Genomic DNA, 17577 nt, shown 5'->3' with positions numbered 1-17577 from the left:
GGCGGATGAATCAGTTATCGCCAAAGTGGATAACAGTACGGATGGATTTACCCTGATGCATCAGTTCAAAGGCATCGTTAATCTGCTCCAGCGGCAGGCGGTGAGTAATAAAAGGATCTAAACGGATTTTACCGTTCATCGCATCTTCGACCATCCCTGGCAGCTGCGTGCGCCCTTTCACGCCGCCAAAGGCGGAGCCACGCCAGACGCGACCGGTCACTAGCTGGAAGGGACGGGTTTTGATTTCCTGCCCTGCCCCCGCTACGCCAATAATAATGCTTTCGCCCCAGCCTTTATGACAACATTCCAGCGCTGCTCGCATCACGTTAACGTTGCCGATACATTCAAAACTGAAATCTACGCCGCCATCAGTAAGCTCAACAATAACGTCCTGGATCGGTTTGTCGTAATCATTCGGATTAATAAAGTCCGTGGCCCCCATTTCGCCCGCCAGCGTAAATTTTTCCGGATTCGTGTCGACAGCTAAAATACGCCCGGCTTTAGCCTGAACCGCGCCCTGAATAACCGCCAGCCCAATACCGCCTAAACCAAAAACGGCAACGGTGTCGCCCGCTTTCACTTTAGCGGTGTTATGGACGGCGCCAATACCAGTCGTCACGCCGCAGCCCAACAGACACACTTTATCCAGCGGCGCCTGCGGGTTCACTTTCGCCAGAGAAATTTCCGAGCAAACGGTATATTCGCTGAACGTGCTGGTTCCCATATAGTGATAAACGGGTTCGCCGTTATAAGAAAAGCGGGTAGTGCCATCCGGCATCAGCCCTTTTCCCTGAGTGGCGCGTACGGCCTGACAAAGGTTAGTTTTACCGGACTTACAGAACTTACACTCGCCGCATTCCGCCGTATACAGTGGAATAACATGATCGCCGGGTTTCAGGCTGGTGACCCCCTCGCCGACCTCGACTACCACGCCGCCGCCTTCGTGACCCAGGACTGCCGGGAATACGCCTTCCGGATCATCGCCGGAAAGGGTAAAAGCATCGGTATGGCAAACGCCGGTATGAGTGATTTTGACCAGAACTTCGCCTTTTTTCGGCGGCGCAACGTCAATCTCGACAATTTTTAACGGCTGACCGGGACCAAAAGCAACTGCTGCACGTGATTTCATATATCTCTTCCTGTTACGGTGAGGGAAATTGTTATTTTAGATAAGCGCGAAGAAGATGGCCGATTTCCGCCATCCGAACCGCGCGCTGATCTGGCGTAGTCTCCCCGCTGACCAGCTCATCTTTCAGATGGATTTCAACCATTTCACTCATCAGGCCATTAGACGCGCCGCGCACGGCGGCAATCTGTTGCAGAATCGCCAGACAAGGTTCGCCAGACTCAAGCGCCCGCTCCAGCGCTTCGACCTGCCCGCGTATGCGACGAACACGGGTAAGGATACGTTTTTTATCTTCAGGTGAATGCGGCATTCGACCTCCATATACTATAGGGGGGTATACTATCAGAATTTTATGTTTATGTAATTGTAAAATTACACACAATATAAAAATCAATAGCTTATAGATTTCCGGCATAGACCATCAAGAATCAGTTCACATTCAACATATTCAGCTCATGGGAACTTTTTCAGGCCACAGACAATAAACACCAAAGCTTTCTTTCTAAGCTGCAATGTTCTGCCCGACTGGGGCACAGAGGTAATGCCGGTAAATCCAGTCCCATTACCCAGAAGTAAATATTTGCTTAATAGTTTTTATTTACTCACCAGGTGGTAATGAATAAAGGTTATGATATGAAGATGTCAGTCTTGTAAGAACGTAACATCACAACTGCGATACACCGCCGACGGGTAGCGAAAATATCTCAACCCTGTGTCTTTCCAGGCTTAGTCAATGTGGACAAAAAATCAAATGAGCGTTATTTGAAAGATTTTTAATACCCAAAAGCGTCATCATTATTGTTAATTTGAAATCAATCTCAGGTAATAATCCATGCCTATTTCGATTTGTAAACATGGTGCTCCTTTTGTTGTTCAACATGAAAATCGGTACGGTTCCGGTGCAAGTCAGTCATCATCACTTTCAAAATCAATCCGCCATATTAGCAACTCTCATGAGGAAATAAAATTTATAAGTTGCTATAGTGCAAATGGAGCCTGTTTTTCCAATGCACAGATGCTAGCCAATGCCTCAGGGAGGCCTGTTATAGGTTACTATGGGAAAATAAATAAGTTAACAGCCAGTCTGGATAATAGCGGTCGTATATTCCGGCCACAGCATAAGCTTGCGGCCAATATTTGTTATGTAGGTAATCGGCTTCTGAGCGCTCCAGTTCAACTTGGGTTTGGCCTGAAACATCTGCTAACCTGTCACTCAAATGGTAATGTCAGATAAAGTGTCATGCCATGTCCTTCCCGGCATTGCTATTCCACAGCCTACAGATATGGGCGCTCAGTTCTTTCCTCAATCGTTGCTATGGGAAGTTCTGCCGTCATTTCACGCTCTTGCCAACCAGCATTTTATTAAAGCCTGACTTTTACCAGAGTAATTTCATAAGAGTGCCCATCTTCTGGTCTAAAAATAATAAATCTATTGTTATTTTTAGTAAAGGATTTCGACAAAATAAAACTATCATGATATCTGGCCAGGACGTAGTACCAGCCTCCATCATACAATATCATTTCGTATTCTTTCTTTAATTGTGGTTTATAGATTCCAACAAAAAAAGAAAATATAAAAAAATATATAATAAAACCAAGCATAACTATAGTGAAACAATGCCTTCGCACCCAACTGAGTTGCGTAAAACAAATCACTGGCATCAATTTACTATAAAAACGCATCCCCACCGATAAGCATAAAGCCACCAGTAAAATGATAAAAAAAGCTCCCACAAAAACGATTCTGTTAAGAGAGAAAACTCGATAACAATTGGAATAAAGAACAAAACCGCTGCCAAAAAAAGACGTAAAAAGCTAAGGTCGTGGATACGTGCTTTTTGCTTTACTAGAAAAAATAATAGAATACCCACTCCCCACGCTATTATGAATATAGCCATCAGGCTAATCGCATGGAATAGACTTCGGGCAATGTTGTCAGGGCCGACGCCTACATACCACCACGGGAAACCATAGTACGCGGAGACGCCCCAGCCATAAAAATAGGCGCTTCCCCATCCCAAACCACCTAAATAGGCCAAAAGCATCGAAGAGTTTTTAATAATTGAATCATCATTCATTATAGTTAACTCACTTAAGAAATATTTAATATGAAAATAGAAATCAAAATGTCACATAAAACACTAGCACTTTAGCAATAATAGTCGGATGATAAGTTTGTCTGTTTTTCCTGAGTATCAAGCCAGCTCATACTCACGCCAGCACACTAAAATCAGGAGTGGCTTCTTTTTTAGATCTTTGCCTTAGCCAGGCGCACACTCAATAATGATAGCAGTCAGATAATATGTACCAGGTATTAACCTCACGTTGTTGATGATATATTTACTTCGTTGAAAAACAATAAACATTGTATGTATTTTATTGGCGACGAAAAACTGTTAAAGAAGCGTAATTCCATATACACCATTTACCTGATTACTTTTCTTGCTAATATTTGCTAATTAATTATTTGCTAAAGCGTGTTTAATAAAGTAAGGAGGACACTATGCCATTGAGTGTTGGACAGGGTTATTTCACATCATCTATCAGTTCTGAAAAATTTAATGCGATAAAAGAAAGCGCACGCCTTCCGGAATTAAGTTTATGGGAGAAAATCAAAGCATATTTCTTTACCACCCACCATGCAGAGGCGCTCGAATGTATCTTTAATCTTTACCACCATCAGGAACTGAATCTAACACCGGTACAGGTTCGCGGAGCCTACATCAAACTTCGAGCCTTAGCGTCTCAGGGATGTAAAGAACAGTTTATTATAGAATCACAGGAACACGCCGATAAGTTGATTATTAAAGATGATAATGGTGACAATATTTTATCTATTGAGGTTGAATGTCATCCGGAAGCTTTTGGTCTTGCCAAAGAAATCAATAAATCACATCCCAAGCCCAAAAATATTTCTTTGGGTGATATTACCAGACTGGTATTTTTTGGCGACAGCTTGTCTGACTCCTTAGGGCGTATGTTTGAAAAAACACATCATATCTTACCCTCCTATGGTCAATACTTTGGCGGAAGGTTTACTAATGGATTTACCTGGACTGAGTTTTTATCATCTCCACACTTCTTAGGTAAAGAGATGCTTAATTTTGCTGAAGGGGGAAGTACATCGGCAAGCTATTCCTGCTTTAATTGCATCGGTGACTTTGTATCAAATACGGACAGACAAGTCGCATCTTACACCCCTTCTCACCAGGACCTGGCGATATTTTTATTGGGGGCTAATGACTATATGACACTACACAAAGATAATGTAATAATGGTCGTTGAGCAACAAATTGATGATATTGAAAAAATAATTTCCGGTGGAGTTAATAATGTTCTGGTCATGGGGATTCCCGATTTGTCTTTAACACCTTATGGCAAACATTCTGATGAAAAAAGAAAGCTTAAGGATGAAAGCATCGCTCACAATGCCCTGTTAAAAACTAATGTTGAAGAATTAAAAGAAAAATACCCCCAGCATAAAATATGCTATTACGAGACTGCCGATGCATTTAAGGTGATAATGGAGGCGGCCAGTAATATTGGTTATGATACGGAAAACCCTTATACTCACCACGGCTATGTACATGTTCCCGGGGCTAAAGACCCTCAGCTAGATATATGTCCGCAATACGTCTTCAACGACCTTGTCCATCCAACCCAGGAAGTCCATCATTGTTTTGCCATAATGTTAGAAAGTTTTATAGCTCATCATTATTCCACTGAATAAAGTTCCATCGGCTGCGGTACGCCTTGAGCAAAACACAACTCAATATCATAGTGCCGGTGGCATGAAAATATGATGCTATCTTTGCTGCCGATTGGTCAATAAGTGATACATAGTCTATGTTCAGTAAGACAAAAATGGATAGAGTCGATAAATCGCCACCGTAACTACAATACTCACTATCACACTGACGATAAAGTATGTTTTGAATGGCTGCTTTTGCGTTTTATGACGGAAGAGTTGTTGACCAACAATCGCCCCAGGCCACCCACCGACAACCCCAAACACCAACAAAGTGGATTCCGGCACTCTGCGCCAGGTTTTACGTGCCGCCGTTTTGTCTATACCGTAGATCGCCAGCGTTAGCACATTGGCGAGCAGGAACCACATCGCGACGGGATGCGATGTAAAAATGCTTCCGACCGCAGCGAAGATCCGGAGTAAATAACAAAAGCGGTTAAGATACATATCATTATGTCATAGCAATAATTAGGGGCATCGGAGCCCATTATACGCGATACATGCGCCTATGTGATGTAGAATTTTTTTCACTCAGCCAACGAGTCATTAAGGATTCATTTTTAATTACCATGGTAATCATAAGGTAATTAACGGCTGTGAACACGATTAAAATGGGTAAAGCCACCGAAAATGTTACCACCTTAACCGTTGCCAGGATAACTTAATGAAGAACCCTCTTTATTGCTGTTTGTTATCCGGTTGGCAGTCTCAGTTTTGGATTTATTAATCGTATTTATATTTATTACATAAGATGTACGATGTTAATTTGAGAATTTTATCTCAACAACCGTATATATTCAGATATTTCTGAATTAAGATTATCATCGATTAAAACAAGTTAACGTTTTGATAAACATAACAACATCGTCAGAAATCCTGATTTGTTGTCGTTTGTTCATGAGACAAATAATTTATATGCTTGCAAATATAGATAGCACGCAAATCAACTTAGCTCAAAAAATGTATTTGACAAGAAAAGATAAGTCTTTATATTGGCCCTGGATAGAGTGGTAAGATGATAATTAGAGACATGAAAGGCACCGTCATTGAAGCATTTATCTGCTTATCATGTAAATATGTATGCGTAAATGGAGCATAAACTATGTCCAGTATACTAATGTCTATGGTATCTTTACATTTTCACCTTTCATGGTGTCGCTGCACTCATATCCAGTTGATATCTCATGGTATATTCAATCCATTCCCTTTGATGATTCCTGTCAAACCTCCTGATTAAATTAGTTAACAGCGATGGAATACATAACGTTAAGTACTTTACGCCTGCAAATGTCAGGCTCACGCCCTAATGCTTAATTTATAATACGCATTACCTTACTACAGGAAATAGATAGCATGTTATCCAAAAAATTTGGCTTATCGATGATAGTGTTGGGAATAATGTCGTCTTCAGCGTTTGCTGATAGCATCGTTGAAGGGAGAACACTCAATGTCGCAGTATCACCAGCCTCTCCCCCTATGTTATTTAAAAGTGCTGATGGCAAATTGCAGGGGATAGATCTGGAGCTTTTTTCGTCTTACTGTCAGTCACGGCATTGTAAGCTAAACATCACCGAATATGCCTAGGATGGAATGCTTGGCGCAGTGGCGAGTGGTCAGGCAGATGTAGCATTTTCGGGAATTTCAATCACAGATAAACGTAAGAAAGTTATTGATTTCTCTGAACCTTATTACATCAACTCTTTTTATCTGGTCAGTATGGCCAATCATAAAATAACGCTCAATAACCTCAATGAATTAAATCAATATTCTATTGGATATCCTCGAGGAATGGCTTACTCCGACCTTATCAAAAACGATCTGGAGCCCAAAGGATACTACTCGTTAAGTAAAGTAAAATTGTATCCAACCTATAATGAGACGATGGCTGATCTAAAAAATGGCAATCTTGATCTGGCTTTTATAGAAGAGCCGGTTTATTTTACCTTCAAAAATAAGAAAAAGATGCCGATAGAAAGCCGTTATGTTTTCAAGAATGTTGATCAGCTTGGCATTGCCTTTAAGAAAGGCTCTCCCGTGCGCGATGATTTCAACTTATGGCTTAAAGAGCAAGGGCCACAAAAAATATCTGGCATTGTCGATAGCTGGATGAAATAGTAAGCTATGTCATCAGGTAATATGCTGGCTATCTTTTATTTCCTATTGGAAGGGATTGGTAATACGCTGCTTGTAACATTTACCTGTTTTCTCTCAGCGTTTTTGTTCGGGCTTACAGTCGCCGTATTACGGCGACTATCCCCCCTTCCACTACAGAAGATACTCGACGTACTGGTCTTTATTCTTCGGGGAATTCCAATACTTATTGCTGTTTTTCTTGTTTATTTTGGATTGCCATCGATTGGCATATATGTTTCACCTCTGGTGGCCATGAACCTCAGCGTCGGCTTAATCAGTGGGAGCTATCTTGCCGAGGTGTTCAGAGGGGCGCTTAAATTAGTTGAGCCATACGAAATTACGGTAGCGAAAGTAGCAGGAATGCGTCAATTACAGGTTATAATAAATATTGAACTGCCACAGATGTTGCGATTTTCTGTGCCCGGTATTATCAATGAGTTTTCTTCTGTATTAAAAGCGACGCCCTTTGCTTATACTGTAGGTATCGCTGAAATAACGAAGCAGGCAATGTCACTGACAGCCATCACGCTGAACGGGTTACAGATCTATACTCTTGCCGGGGTATTATATTTCATTATTTATAAAGTTTTTACTCTTCTGGCCGGAGTGTTTGAGAAAAAATATCGCATCAGTTGAACCATAAAAATAGAGGTGATACTCATGGCTTTACTGAAACTAAAAGAGATAAGTAAGGAATATTCAGGAAAAAAGGTTCTTGATACGGTTAGTCTGAAAATTCAATCGGGAGACATGAAAGTAGTCATGGGGCCATCAGGTTGTGGAAAAACGACGCTTTTACGCTGTCTGCTTCGATTAGAAGAACCTGATTATGGCAATATTTATTTTCACGGGAAAAATATTTACGACAAAGAATTTACTATTCTTGAGTTCAGAAAAAAAGTTGGTTGTGTCTTCCAGAATTACGCTTTGTATCGCCATCTTAACGTCATGGATAATATTACCCTTGCCCTATGTAAAGTGTTTGGCATGCCGGGACAACTAGCCCGGGAGAAAGCCTTACATGAGCTACAAAAACTTGATATGGCCTCGCATAGCGCGAAATACCCTTCGCAATTATCGGGCGGCCAGCAACAGCGCGTCGCCCTGGCCCGTACAATGGTCACCGACCCAGAACTCATTATTTTTGATGAGCCGACGTCTGCGCTTGATCCGCTCATGACTCGTGAAGTCGGAATGTTGATCAAGCAACTTCACGACAATGGCGTCACTATATTATGCGTCACTCATGATATTCGCCTCGCCAGATTACTAAGCGATAACGTAACGTTTCTTAATCATGGCAAGATTCGTGCAGAAGGCGCTTTTACCGATCTTGCCTTACGAGAAACGGATCCAGATATCCACTGTTTTTTTAGCGAGGCACAACGATGATCGCTGGCTGGTCTCTCTTCTTTAATGACCTGACTGAACAACTGCCACTTGTTGTGGACGGTATTAAAGAAACCTGTAAACTTGCGCTGATTGTTTCCATCACCGGTTTTTTGTGGGGAATTATTATTTTCTTTCTGAGCCTGAGCCATCGCCCCGTGGTAAAAGCCATAACTCGACTGTACATGGATTTCTTTATCGGTACGCCACTCATTCTTATTCTATTTGTTATCTATTATGGTTTACCTCAATCTGGCATTCACCTGTCCTCTTTTACCGTGGCGGTTACAGGTTTTACCTTGAATGTCGGCGCATATAATGCCGCGTACATGACAACGGCCTATAACGCATTGAATAAGTATGAAACGGAGGCAGCAGTCGTTCAGGGGTTGAACAAACGGCAGGTCTTTTTGTGGATTATACTGCCTCAGGTATTGCTGTCTTCCATTCCAGCCTTAACGAATCAGGTGATTAATAACCTTAAAGACAGCACCATCGTTTTTCTTATCCAATATACTGAGTTTTTCGCGCGAATTCAGGAGGTTGCTGCAACCAGCTTTAAATTCTTCCATGCTTACCTTTTTGCCGCCATAGTGTATCTTATTGGCGTTACCTTTATCGTCGGTTTGACCCGGTTTTTAGAGCATAGACTGCTTCGCCATTACGGTCAGGGTTACTGAGTTGCACTGCACTATTCTGATTAATTCACCACTGACATTATCAAAGTTATTTTTATTTAGTGTTGGTTAAGATTTTAACCTTCATTATTGCGTTAGGTGTCCATTCTGGTCTAAGTCTTACTCCATTGAGGATATTATGGCGCTACCACAACTATCAATATGGCAGCCCGGCGATGGGTTAAGAAAAATAAAGTATAAATATCATGTTTGTCTCATTGTCATATTCTCCGTCCTTATACGGTTGCTGTTTTTAACTGACCGCTACCTTTGGTGTGACGAAGCGTCCAGCGTGCTGATTAGTCGACATAGCGTAGATAATCTGCTATTCCATACCGCTTTTGACGTGCATCCCCCGCTTTATTATCTGTTACTGCATGACTGGATCATATTATTGGGTGATAGCATTGCAGCGGTACGCTCTCTCAGTCTACTCTTTGGGATCCTGACAGTTGTGCTGGTTATCGCGCTTACGCGATGGCTGGCAAATGAACGTACAGCCTTATTGGCGGGATGGTTCGCCGCCCTGATGCCGATGGCAGTTCATTACAGTCAAGAAACGCGCATGTACGCGTTAATGGGAATGCTAACGCTCGCTGCCGCGTTAGCATTGATGATGTGGATAAAAACACCCACCCATAATCGCTATCTTATCGCGTATGCTTTACTTATGACGTTCAGCTTTTACACCCATTATTTCACCCTATTTACACTTATTGCCCACTGGATCGCAGTAACAATATTATCCTGCCAAAGCCATAAAACGGCCTGCTACCTTAAACTTCCTGGCTGGTGGTTTGCTAACCTGGCGATTGCTGTCGCTTATCTCCCCTGGTTGCCCGTATTGTTTAATTTACTGACTCATCTGGCGCAGTTGAGAGCCGGTAATAATATCGGTTGGATTCCCCCCGTAACATGGCGTGACCTGCCTGCGATGTATTGGCATTTTTTTACCGGAAACAACGGACAGGGTTTTCCGTCGTTCATTCTGTGGCTGGCTGTGGGAGGTTTTATCGGTACTGTGGGGCGAATATCTTTATGCAACGGAGAATATGAAAGATATCAGCTGATATTATTTTGTAATCTGGTCATCCCTGTAATGCTGGTCTTAATCATTTCCTGGTGGATGCCGTTATTTATCGATCGTTATTTCTTCTTCTCATCGCTGAGCATTCCTCCCCTGCTCGCGGTATTACTTACCCGCGCAAAAAAAGCGGTTTGTGGCTTCTGGTTTATCTTATTCACCTTATTATTCGGCTATGGTTCATATCATAATAACCCTGAGCACATAGACGAGTTTAAACCACTGGTAAACTATATTAATACCCGTCACCAGCCTAATGATGCCGTGGTAGTCAGTAAAATGTTCGATTATTTAAGTTATGTGTATTGTAATAAGCGAGATTATCGTACGTTTCTTTATACACCGCCTAACGCTCATGGAACATCAGGCAGACCGAATGCCTATGGCTTTGGTTCACTGTTTTATGCGCAAGCCGATCAGACATATATTGATACTCTGACAACGCTTTCAAAAAGTTACCATCGTGTCTGGTTGGTAAGCGGCGGTAACTTTAGTCAGGATTATCCCTTGCCGTCAGAATGGCAAAATATCGCAAACTTCAGAAGTGGTAGATTTCAGGTACAGTTATTTGTAATACCGACTCAACAGGCGCGTCAAATGCAATGATTACCGTTTTTTATCCAGTGCAGTGATAAACAGTACTGCCACTGCCAGACCGCCTAAAAGTAAGGTCCAGCCAAACGCTTCAAAAACCTCAATCATATCGCCTCCAGGTAGGTGATATTAAATAAAGATGGCTATCTCAGCGTAACATTTAAAATATCAATTAATGTGCAATAATCGCTTTATGTGTTTGAATAAATATTGTTCTTCCTGCATTTAATTGCATTGTTATTATCAAAGGGCTTAATACGCGTACATCAACGATTATTAATTATCAGCTTATAATAATATGACTGTTCAATTCATTTATCAGCTATTATTATCCTCTATATTCTTTAAGATAGCCGCTTAATTCATAATATCTCCTTTATTCATCGCATTAAATTACTCACTCACCTGATTAATGCTTGCCTAACGATTGCTTCGTTGTTTTAATTCCAGCGCGAAATTATTTAGTGAGAGAACAATGAAGCATACACAACAATCAGGCGCAAAAGTCTATAACCCATTCACGCTTAGCTTATATGACTGGTGGGTACTCAATATCTCAAACAAATATGCATGGAAGTGTCCTACTGATACGCGACTACTTCCTTTCTTCCTGCATCACATGGGCGAGACTCACCTGGATATTGGCGTAGGTACAGGTTATTACCTGAAACATGCACCTGCGACTCATGCCATTTCGCTGATGGATTTAAATCCGGATAGCCTGAAAATAGCCGCCAGCCGAGTGGGTAATACGAAAATCCGCGCCACACTACAACACGATGTTTTCGACACGTTCCCGGCGGACTGGCACGGGCGCTTCGATTCCGTTTCGATGTACTATCTTCTGCACTGCTTACCCGGTGAGATGACAACAAAAGCGAAGGCAATTAAAAATGCCGGTATGGCGCTTAAACCCGGCGGCACACTTTTTGGCGCCACGATTCTGGGCAAAGAGGTTCCTCACAATGCTTTTGGTAAGAAATTAATGGCTGTTTATAACAAGAAAGGAATATTCAGTAATACCAATGATTCAGCCGATACGTTACGCAGCGTGTTGGACGAACATTTCGCTAAGGTGACTTTGGAGCAACATGGCGCCGTTGCGCTATTTTCCGCCACTATGCCACGTTCATTGTAAGTGTAGGCACTTCCGGGCGGTCGGCAGCGCGATCATGTGGGTTTAACCCGTTGATTAAACATTGGATTACGGAATAGTAATTGTTTATTTTATTTGTCATACAAATAAGTATAATACCCGCTTCCGATGTAGACCCGTCCTCCTTCGCCTGCGTCACGGGTCCTGGTTAGACGCAGGCGTTTTCTGTATGGAATACGCCATCCCCTCTGATAGATGCCTTGTTTGCCTAAAGCAGTTAACCCCGCCTGTAGCAAACGTCATACAGGACGGTCAGTTACGCTTACGCGGCATCATCCGTAACAGCGTATTGTCTTTCCAGAAATAGTGATGCATCAAAGCAGCGATGGCATGAAGTCCAATAACAAAATAGCCCAGATTCGCCAGCGTGACGTGCCAGGATTTCAGCATATCTACGCGTTCAAAGTTAGCTTCGGCGGCATGCGGCATAGTAATGCCAAATGCGACCCAGGGATTGCCGCGGTTATACATCATGACCAGACCAATAACAGGCAGCACGATAAATAACAGGTAAATCACCAGATGTCCTAAATGCGCCATTCCGGTCATCATCGGTTTTGGACGAGGAACAATGGGCGGCGTGGGATATTTCAGCCGAATAATCAAGCGCGCCACCATTAAAAGCAAAATAGTGATACCACATGAAACATGCGTCATATTAAACCAGGGCCGATAACTACGCGGCGCAAAACCGCGCAGTTCCATCGCGGCGTAAGCCACAATAACCAGAAAAAAGACTAACCAGTGAATACCAATTTGCAGGCCGGAATACTTATTGCCCATAGCGCGTCCTGAATGAAAACCGTAAAGCGACAACATAACCAGCTTTTATAAATAATTCATCAAATTTATGAGATGGTGGTCGCACTTGCCCGTTCACCCTCGCAAACGGGCGATTTTTAGCGTAACGCTCTCTGTTCTAACGCACTGCGCAGCGTCGTATCTGCCTGCAATACCTGCCATGCGTTTTCAATATCGCGTGGGATATCAACGTGAATGATAAAATCTTTACCGCGCGGTCCATACCCTGTTTCATCGTCACGCAAACGTGGCAGCTCGCCGGCAATCAGAGACAGATAACGCTCCACCGTCCAGATGCCCTCTTCAACGTTGGCAAAACGTGTACCGCCGTTAAGGTGGCGCAGTACCGGAACAAAACCAGGAAAACTCAGCCAGCGCGGCGCATCGGTGTCGTCGTTTGTCACGCGCCGGAATGCCGCGATAGTGCGCCGCTGCATGGTGGGGTCTTGCACAACGATAGCCGTGTTAATGTTTTCTTTCGCCTGACGGATCAGTGCGCAAGAGAAACGGGCATTTTCGCCGCAATTAGTTGACCGATCTTCCAGCCAAATTTTCTCAGCCGGAATATGCCAGAACTGGTTCGCGATATCCGCGAGGATCGCGGCTTCAGCGCGTCCGGTTGTGCGAATAGTGTGGTAGCGCGGATGCCGGGCAATCACGGCGTACAAAAACGGCGTCGAATGACCTATACCGCCGCTAATCAGTAAAGGAACGCCTTGCGCTTTGGCGATGCGACAGGCCGCGTCGATAGTGGGGATCACCGCATTGCCCGCCAGGACGACGCAATCCGACGAATAAGGTTGTTCGCCGGAAAAATCATTTTGCGCCAGCCACTGTCCGACGGTATTCACCGCCAGCAATGTTTCCGCAGAGAGCGCCGGAAATGGCGTTGTATTCATAATTCCTCCTTTTTGTTCCGAACTTGTACCGGATCGCTTTGAAAGACGTCGTCTCCTGGCTTTTTAGGCCGTAATCTGATCCATGGCCTGTAAAATACGCTTATCGGAAATAGGATAAGGCGTACCGAGCTGTTGGGCGAAATAACTGACACGCAGTTCTTCAATCATCCAACGGATCTCTTTAACATCATCATCTTCGCGACGCGCTGGAGGCAATTTATTTATCCATTGTTGCCACGCCTGCTGGACGCTTTCGACTTTCAGCATTTGCGCCCGATCGCGGTGCGGATCGACAGCCAGTTTCTCCAGCCGCTTTTCAATTGCCTGCAGATAACGCAGCGTATCGCCGAGACGTTTAAAGCCGTTGCCAGTCACAAAACCACGGTATACCAGACCGCTCATCTGCGCCTTGATATCGGAAAGCCCCAACGCCATGCTCATATCCACCCGCCCTTTCAGACGCTTATTGATATTGAATACGGTCGTCAGGATCCGCTCAACCTGCTTCGCGATATCCACCACAGTATCATTCAGCTCGGCGCGTACCTTTTCGTGCAGCGCGGTGAAACCTGCTTCGCTCCAAACCGGCCCGCCGTTGGCATCTATCAGCTTATCTACCCCGCAGGCGATACAGTCATCAATCAACTCCAGTACTTTGCCGTACGGGTTAAAGTACAGCCCCAGCTTGGCTTTATTCGGCAATTTCTCATGCAGATACTTAATCGGTGAAGGAATATTGAGCAACAGCAGACGGCGTAAACCGCACCACATCGCCTGTTGTTGTTCCAGCGGATTATCAAACAATTTGATAGCGACGCTGTCACGCTCATCCACTAACGCTGGCCACGCCTTCACTTTATAATTACCGCGTTTCTGTTCGTAGCTTTCCGGCAGCTCGCCGAAACTCCAGATATGCAGCCCGCTCTGCTCGATGCCGTCATCCGCCACCGCCGAGAGCGTCTCCTGCACTTTGCCTTTCAGCGCATTTTTAAGCTCGGCGAGCGAACGCCCTTCCTGCAGTTTCTTGTTTTTGTCATTCACCACGCGAAACGTGATTTTCAGATGCCCGGGCACCTGATCCCAATGCCAGTCTTCCCGGTCGACCGTGACGCCGGTCATCCGGCGCAGTTCACGCTCCAGAGCGTCCAGCAGCGGCAGCTCCAGCGGCGTTACGCGACCCAAAAACGCTTCAGCATAGTTTGGCGCCGGAACAAAGTTGCGACGTACCGGTTTTGGCAACGATTTAATCAGCGCAATCACTAATTCACGGCGCAGCCCCGGGATCTGCCATTCAAAACCGCTCTCGTCAACCTGGTTAAGTAGCGGCAACGGAATATGGACGGTCACGCCGTCAGCATCCGCGCCCGGTTCAAACTGATAGCTCAAACGCAGCTTGAGATTGCCCTGGTGCCAGAAATTCGGGTAATCCAGTTTGCTGATTTTTTCCGCGCCTTCTTTAATCAGCATACTTTTTTCAAAGTTGAGCAGATCCGGCGTCTCGCGGCTGATTTTTTTCCACCAACTATCAAAGTGGCGGGCGGAAATAACGTCATGGCTAATACGCTGGTCATAAAACTCAAACAGGGTATCGTCATCCACCAGGATATCGCGGCGGCGAGATTTGTGCTCAAGTTCCTCGACTTCCGCACGCAATTTCAGATTCTCACGGAAGAAGGCATGACGGGTTTGCCAGTCCCCCTCCACCAGCGCATGGCGGATAAACAACTCACGACACAACGCCGGGTCAATCTGGCTGTAATTCACCTTGCGCGCGGCGACAATCGGCAGACCGTAGACAGTAACCTTTTCCGTCGCCATCACCGCGCCTTGCGCCCGCTCCCAGTGCGGTTCGCTATATGAACGTTTAATCAGGTGCTGGGCTACCGGTTCCACCCATTCTGGCTCAATGCGGGCAGCGATGCGCCCCCACAAACGGCTGGTCTCCACCAGTTCTGCGACCATTGTCCATTTCGGCGGTTTTTTGAATAAACCGGATCCGGGGAAAATAGAGAATCGGGCGTTACGCGCTCCGGTGTACTCTTGTTTATCGGCATCTTTCATCCCGATATGCGACAACAGCCCCGTTAACAACGCAACGTGAATTTCCCGGTACTCTGCGGGTTCGCTGTTTACCGGAATCCCCAGCTCTTTTACCACCTGACGCAGTTGGGTATAGATATCCTGCCACTCACGCACGCGTAAATAGTTCAGATAGTCGGTGCGACACAGACGGCGGAATTGATTCGACGACAGGGCCTTTTGTTGCTCGCCGAGGTAATTCCACAGGTTAACAAACGCCAGAAAATCGGATTCCTTATCATGAAAGCGCCGGTGTTTCTCATCGGAAGCCTGCTGCTTATCCACTGGGCGCTCGCGCGGATCCTGAATAGAGAGTGCGGAAGTAATGATCATCGCTTCGCGCACACAGCCATGCTTTTGCGCTTCCAGAACCATACGCGCCAGGCGCGGGTCGACCGGCAACTGGGATAATTGTCGGCCCAGCGGCGTCAGCTTATATGCCGTTTGCTGTTCGTCGGCGGTAATCGCCCCCAGCTCTTCCAACAAACGCACGCCATCCTGAATATTGCGCTTATCCGGCGCTTCAACAAACGGGAAGGCGGCGATGTCACCCAGCCCCAGTGCGGTCATCTGCAAAATAACCGACGCCAGGTTGGTACGTAGAATTTCCGGGTCGGTAAATTCCGGACGTGACAAAAAGTCATCTTCCGAATACAGACGAATGCAAATCCCTTCCGATACGCGTCCGCAACGCCCTTTACGCTGATTGGCGGAAGCCTGTGAGATCGGTTCAATCGGCAGGCGCTGCACTTTAGTGCGGTAGCTGTAGCGGCTGATGCGCGCAGTGCCAGGATCGATCACATACTTGATACCCGGCACCGTCAGCGAGGTTTCCGCCACGTTAGTCGCCAGCACGATACGGCGTCCGCTGTGCGACTGGAAAACGCGGTTCTGTTCGCTGTTCGACAAGCGTGCATACAGCGGCAACACTTCGGTATGCCGTAAGTTCAGCTTGTTCAGGGCATCGGCGGTATCGCGGATTTCCCGCTCTCCGCTCATAAAAATCAGGATATCGCCGGGACTTTCACGCCCCAGTTCATCAACAGCGTCGAAAATTGCCTGTAGCTGATCGCGTTCAGTGTCGTCAGCCTCTTCCACGATGGGGCGATAACGAACTTCTACGGGATACGTTCGGCCAGAGACTTCGATAATCGGCGCGTTATTAAAGTGGCGCGAGAAGCGTTCCGGGTCGATGGTCGCAGAGGTAATAATCACTTTCAGATCGGGGCGACGCGGCAGAAGCTCTTTCAGATAGCCGAGCAAGAAGTCAATATTCAGGCTGCGTTCATGCGCTTCATCAATAATGATGGTGTCATACTGCATCAATAGTCTGTCCTGCTGGATTTCCGCCAGCAGGATACCGTCCGTCATCAGTTTGACCATGGTGTTGCTACTGACATGATCGCTGAAACGAACTTTATAGCCGATGCAGCCGCCTGGCTCCGTTTGCAACTCTTCGGCAATGCGGTTAGCGACGGTGCGCGCCGCCAGGCGACGCGGCTGAGTATGACCAATAAGTCCTTTAATTCCACGTCCCAGTTCCATACAAATTTTCGGCAACTGGGTGGTTTTACCGGAACCGGTTTCCCCTGCTACGATCACTACCTGATGATCGCGGACCGCTTCCAGAATGTCCTGTTTCTTCTGGCTAACAGGCAGATTTTGCGGATAAGTGATTGAGGGGCGCGCCGCTTCACGGAGGGCGACTTGCGCCACAGCCTGTTCAATTTCTTTCGCCATCGTCTGGAAAATGGCCTGTTGCGCATCAGGATTTTTTACTTTCTTTACGCCATGCAGGCGGCGCGCAAAGCGCTGTTTGTCGCGCAGCATCAGTGCATCCAGCCGCTGCTGTAACACCTGAAGCGTCAACGTAGATTGTTCAGTCATAAAG

General features: G+C 45.5%; 13 protein-coding genes and 2 pseudogenes. 8 read left to right on the top strand and 7 right to left on the bottom strand.

The annotated features are described in order from the left end of the window. Positions 1 to 10: 10 nt before the first annotated feature. Both N7E69_RS20100 and N7E69_RS20095 read right to left on the bottom strand, forming a co-directional pair. Entirely contained in the window at positions 11 to 1129 is a 1119-nt protein-coding gene (locus tag N7E69_RS20100; RefSeq protein ID WP_000842143.1) for an S-(hydroxymethyl)glutathione dehydrogenase/class III alcohol dehydrogenase, read from the bottom strand. A 31-nt stretch (positions 1130 to 1160) separates the two neighbouring features. After that, a complete protein-coding gene (locus N7E69_RS20095) occupies positions 1161 to 1436 on the bottom strand; it encodes a metal/formaldehyde-sensitive transcriptional repressor (protein WP_001120770.1) in 276 nt (91 codons plus the stop codon). A 522-nt stretch (positions 1437 to 1958) separates the two neighbouring features. Between N7E69_RS20095 and steB the strand changes: the two genes are divergently transcribed. Beyond that, positions 1959 to 2360: a type III secretion system effector SteB gene (gene steB, locus N7E69_RS20090; RefSeq protein WP_001540100.1), complete on the top strand. Its 402-nt coding sequence runs from the start codon at positions 1959 to 1961 to the stop codon at positions 2358 to 2360. Positions 2361 to 2488: 128 nt separating this feature from the next. On the opposite strand, the pseudogene N7E69_RS20085 reads toward steB, so the two are convergent. Beyond that, positions 2489 to 3204, bottom strand: a pseudogene (locus tag N7E69_RS20085) (hypothetical protein). A gap of 425 nt (positions 3205 to 3629) precedes the next feature. On the opposite strand from N7E69_RS20085, the gene sseJ reads away from it, so the two are divergent. Beyond that, on the top strand, positions 3630 to 4856 hold the full coding sequence (gene sseJ / locus N7E69_RS20080; RefSeq protein ID WP_001131425.1) for an SPI-2 type III secretion system effector SseJ: 1227 nt from the start codon (positions 3630 to 3632) through the stop codon (positions 4854 to 4856). A 120-nt stretch (positions 4857 to 4976) separates the two neighbouring features. Here sseJ and N7E69_RS20075 read toward each other — a convergent pair whose 3' ends face one another. Beyond that, a complete protein-coding gene (locus N7E69_RS20075) occupies positions 4977 to 5321 on the bottom strand; it encodes a DUF1294 domain-containing protein (protein ID WP_000281195.1) in 345 nt (114 codons plus the stop codon). A 906-nt stretch (positions 5322 to 6227) separates the two neighbouring features. Here N7E69_RS20075 and N7E69_RS20070 point away from each other — a divergent pair. The 6 genes and pseudogenes from N7E69_RS20070 to N7E69_RS20045 all read left to right on the top strand — a co-directional run bounded on the left by N7E69_RS20070 (position 6228) and on the right by N7E69_RS20045 (position 11889). Continuing rightward, positions 6228 to 6989 (top strand): annotated as a pseudogene (locus N7E69_RS20070) (transporter substrate-binding domain-containing protein). A gap of 6 nt (positions 6990 to 6995) precedes the next feature. Next, entirely contained in the window at positions 6996 to 7643 is a 648-nt protein-coding gene (locus N7E69_RS20065; protein ID WP_000094446.1) for an amino acid ABC transporter permease, read from the top strand. 24 nt (positions 7644 to 7667) lie between these two features. Then, entirely contained in the window at positions 7668 to 8399 is a 732-nt protein-coding gene (locus N7E69_RS20060; protein WP_001196340.1) for an amino acid ABC transporter ATP-binding protein, read from the top strand. Then, the gene (locus N7E69_RS20055; RefSeq protein ID WP_000560166.1) at positions 8396 to 9076 is read left to right on the top strand and encodes an amino acid ABC transporter permease; all 681 of its coding nucleotides are present in this window, start codon (positions 8396 to 8398) and stop codon (positions 9074 to 9076) included. Before N7E69_RS20060 ends, N7E69_RS20055 begins: the two co-directional genes overlap by 4 nt. A gap of 136 nt (positions 9077 to 9212) precedes the next feature. Further along, positions 9213 to 10763 carry a glycosyltransferase family 39 protein gene (locus tag N7E69_RS20050; protein ID WP_001574292.1) on the top strand — a complete coding sequence of 517 codons (1551 nt, stop codon included), beginning with the start codon at positions 9213 to 9215 and terminating at the stop codon, positions 10761 to 10763. Positions 10764 to 11226: 463 nt separating this feature from the next. Beyond that, a complete protein-coding gene (locus N7E69_RS20045; protein ID WP_000683309.1) occupies positions 11227 to 11889 on the top strand; it encodes a class I SAM-dependent methyltransferase in 663 nt (220 codons plus the stop codon). A 270-nt stretch (positions 11890 to 12159) separates the two neighbouring features. On the opposite strand, the gene cybB is transcribed toward N7E69_RS20045, so the two are convergent. The 3 genes from cybB to hrpA form a co-directional block, all read right to left on the bottom strand. Further along, positions 12160 to 12690 carry a cytochrome b561 gene (gene cybB, locus N7E69_RS20040; RefSeq protein ID WP_000527280.1) on the bottom strand — a complete coding sequence of 177 codons (531 nt, stop codon included), beginning with the start codon at positions 12688 to 12690 and terminating at the stop codon, positions 12160 to 12162. A gap of 116 nt (positions 12691 to 12806) precedes the next feature. Beyond that, a complete protein-coding gene (locus N7E69_RS20035; RefSeq protein ID WP_001098507.1) occupies positions 12807 to 13607 on the bottom strand; it encodes a YdcF family protein in 801 nt (266 codons plus the stop codon). A gap of 63 nt (positions 13608 to 13670) precedes the next feature. Continuing rightward, positions 13671 to 17573 carry an ATP-dependent RNA helicase HrpA gene (hrpA, locus tag N7E69_RS20030; RefSeq protein WP_001574290.1) on the bottom strand — a complete coding sequence of 1301 codons (3903 nt, stop codon included), beginning with the start codon at positions 17571 to 17573 and terminating at the stop codon, positions 13671 to 13673. Between the last annotated feature and the right edge of the window lie 4 nt (positions 17574 to 17577).

The sequence above is a fragment of the Salmonella sp. 3C genome (assembly GCF_025426275.1).
GTDB lineage: Bacteria > Pseudomonadota > Gammaproteobacteria > Enterobacterales > Enterobacteriaceae > Salmonella > Salmonella enterica.
This window is presented reverse-complemented; position numbering and strand designations above follow the sequence as displayed.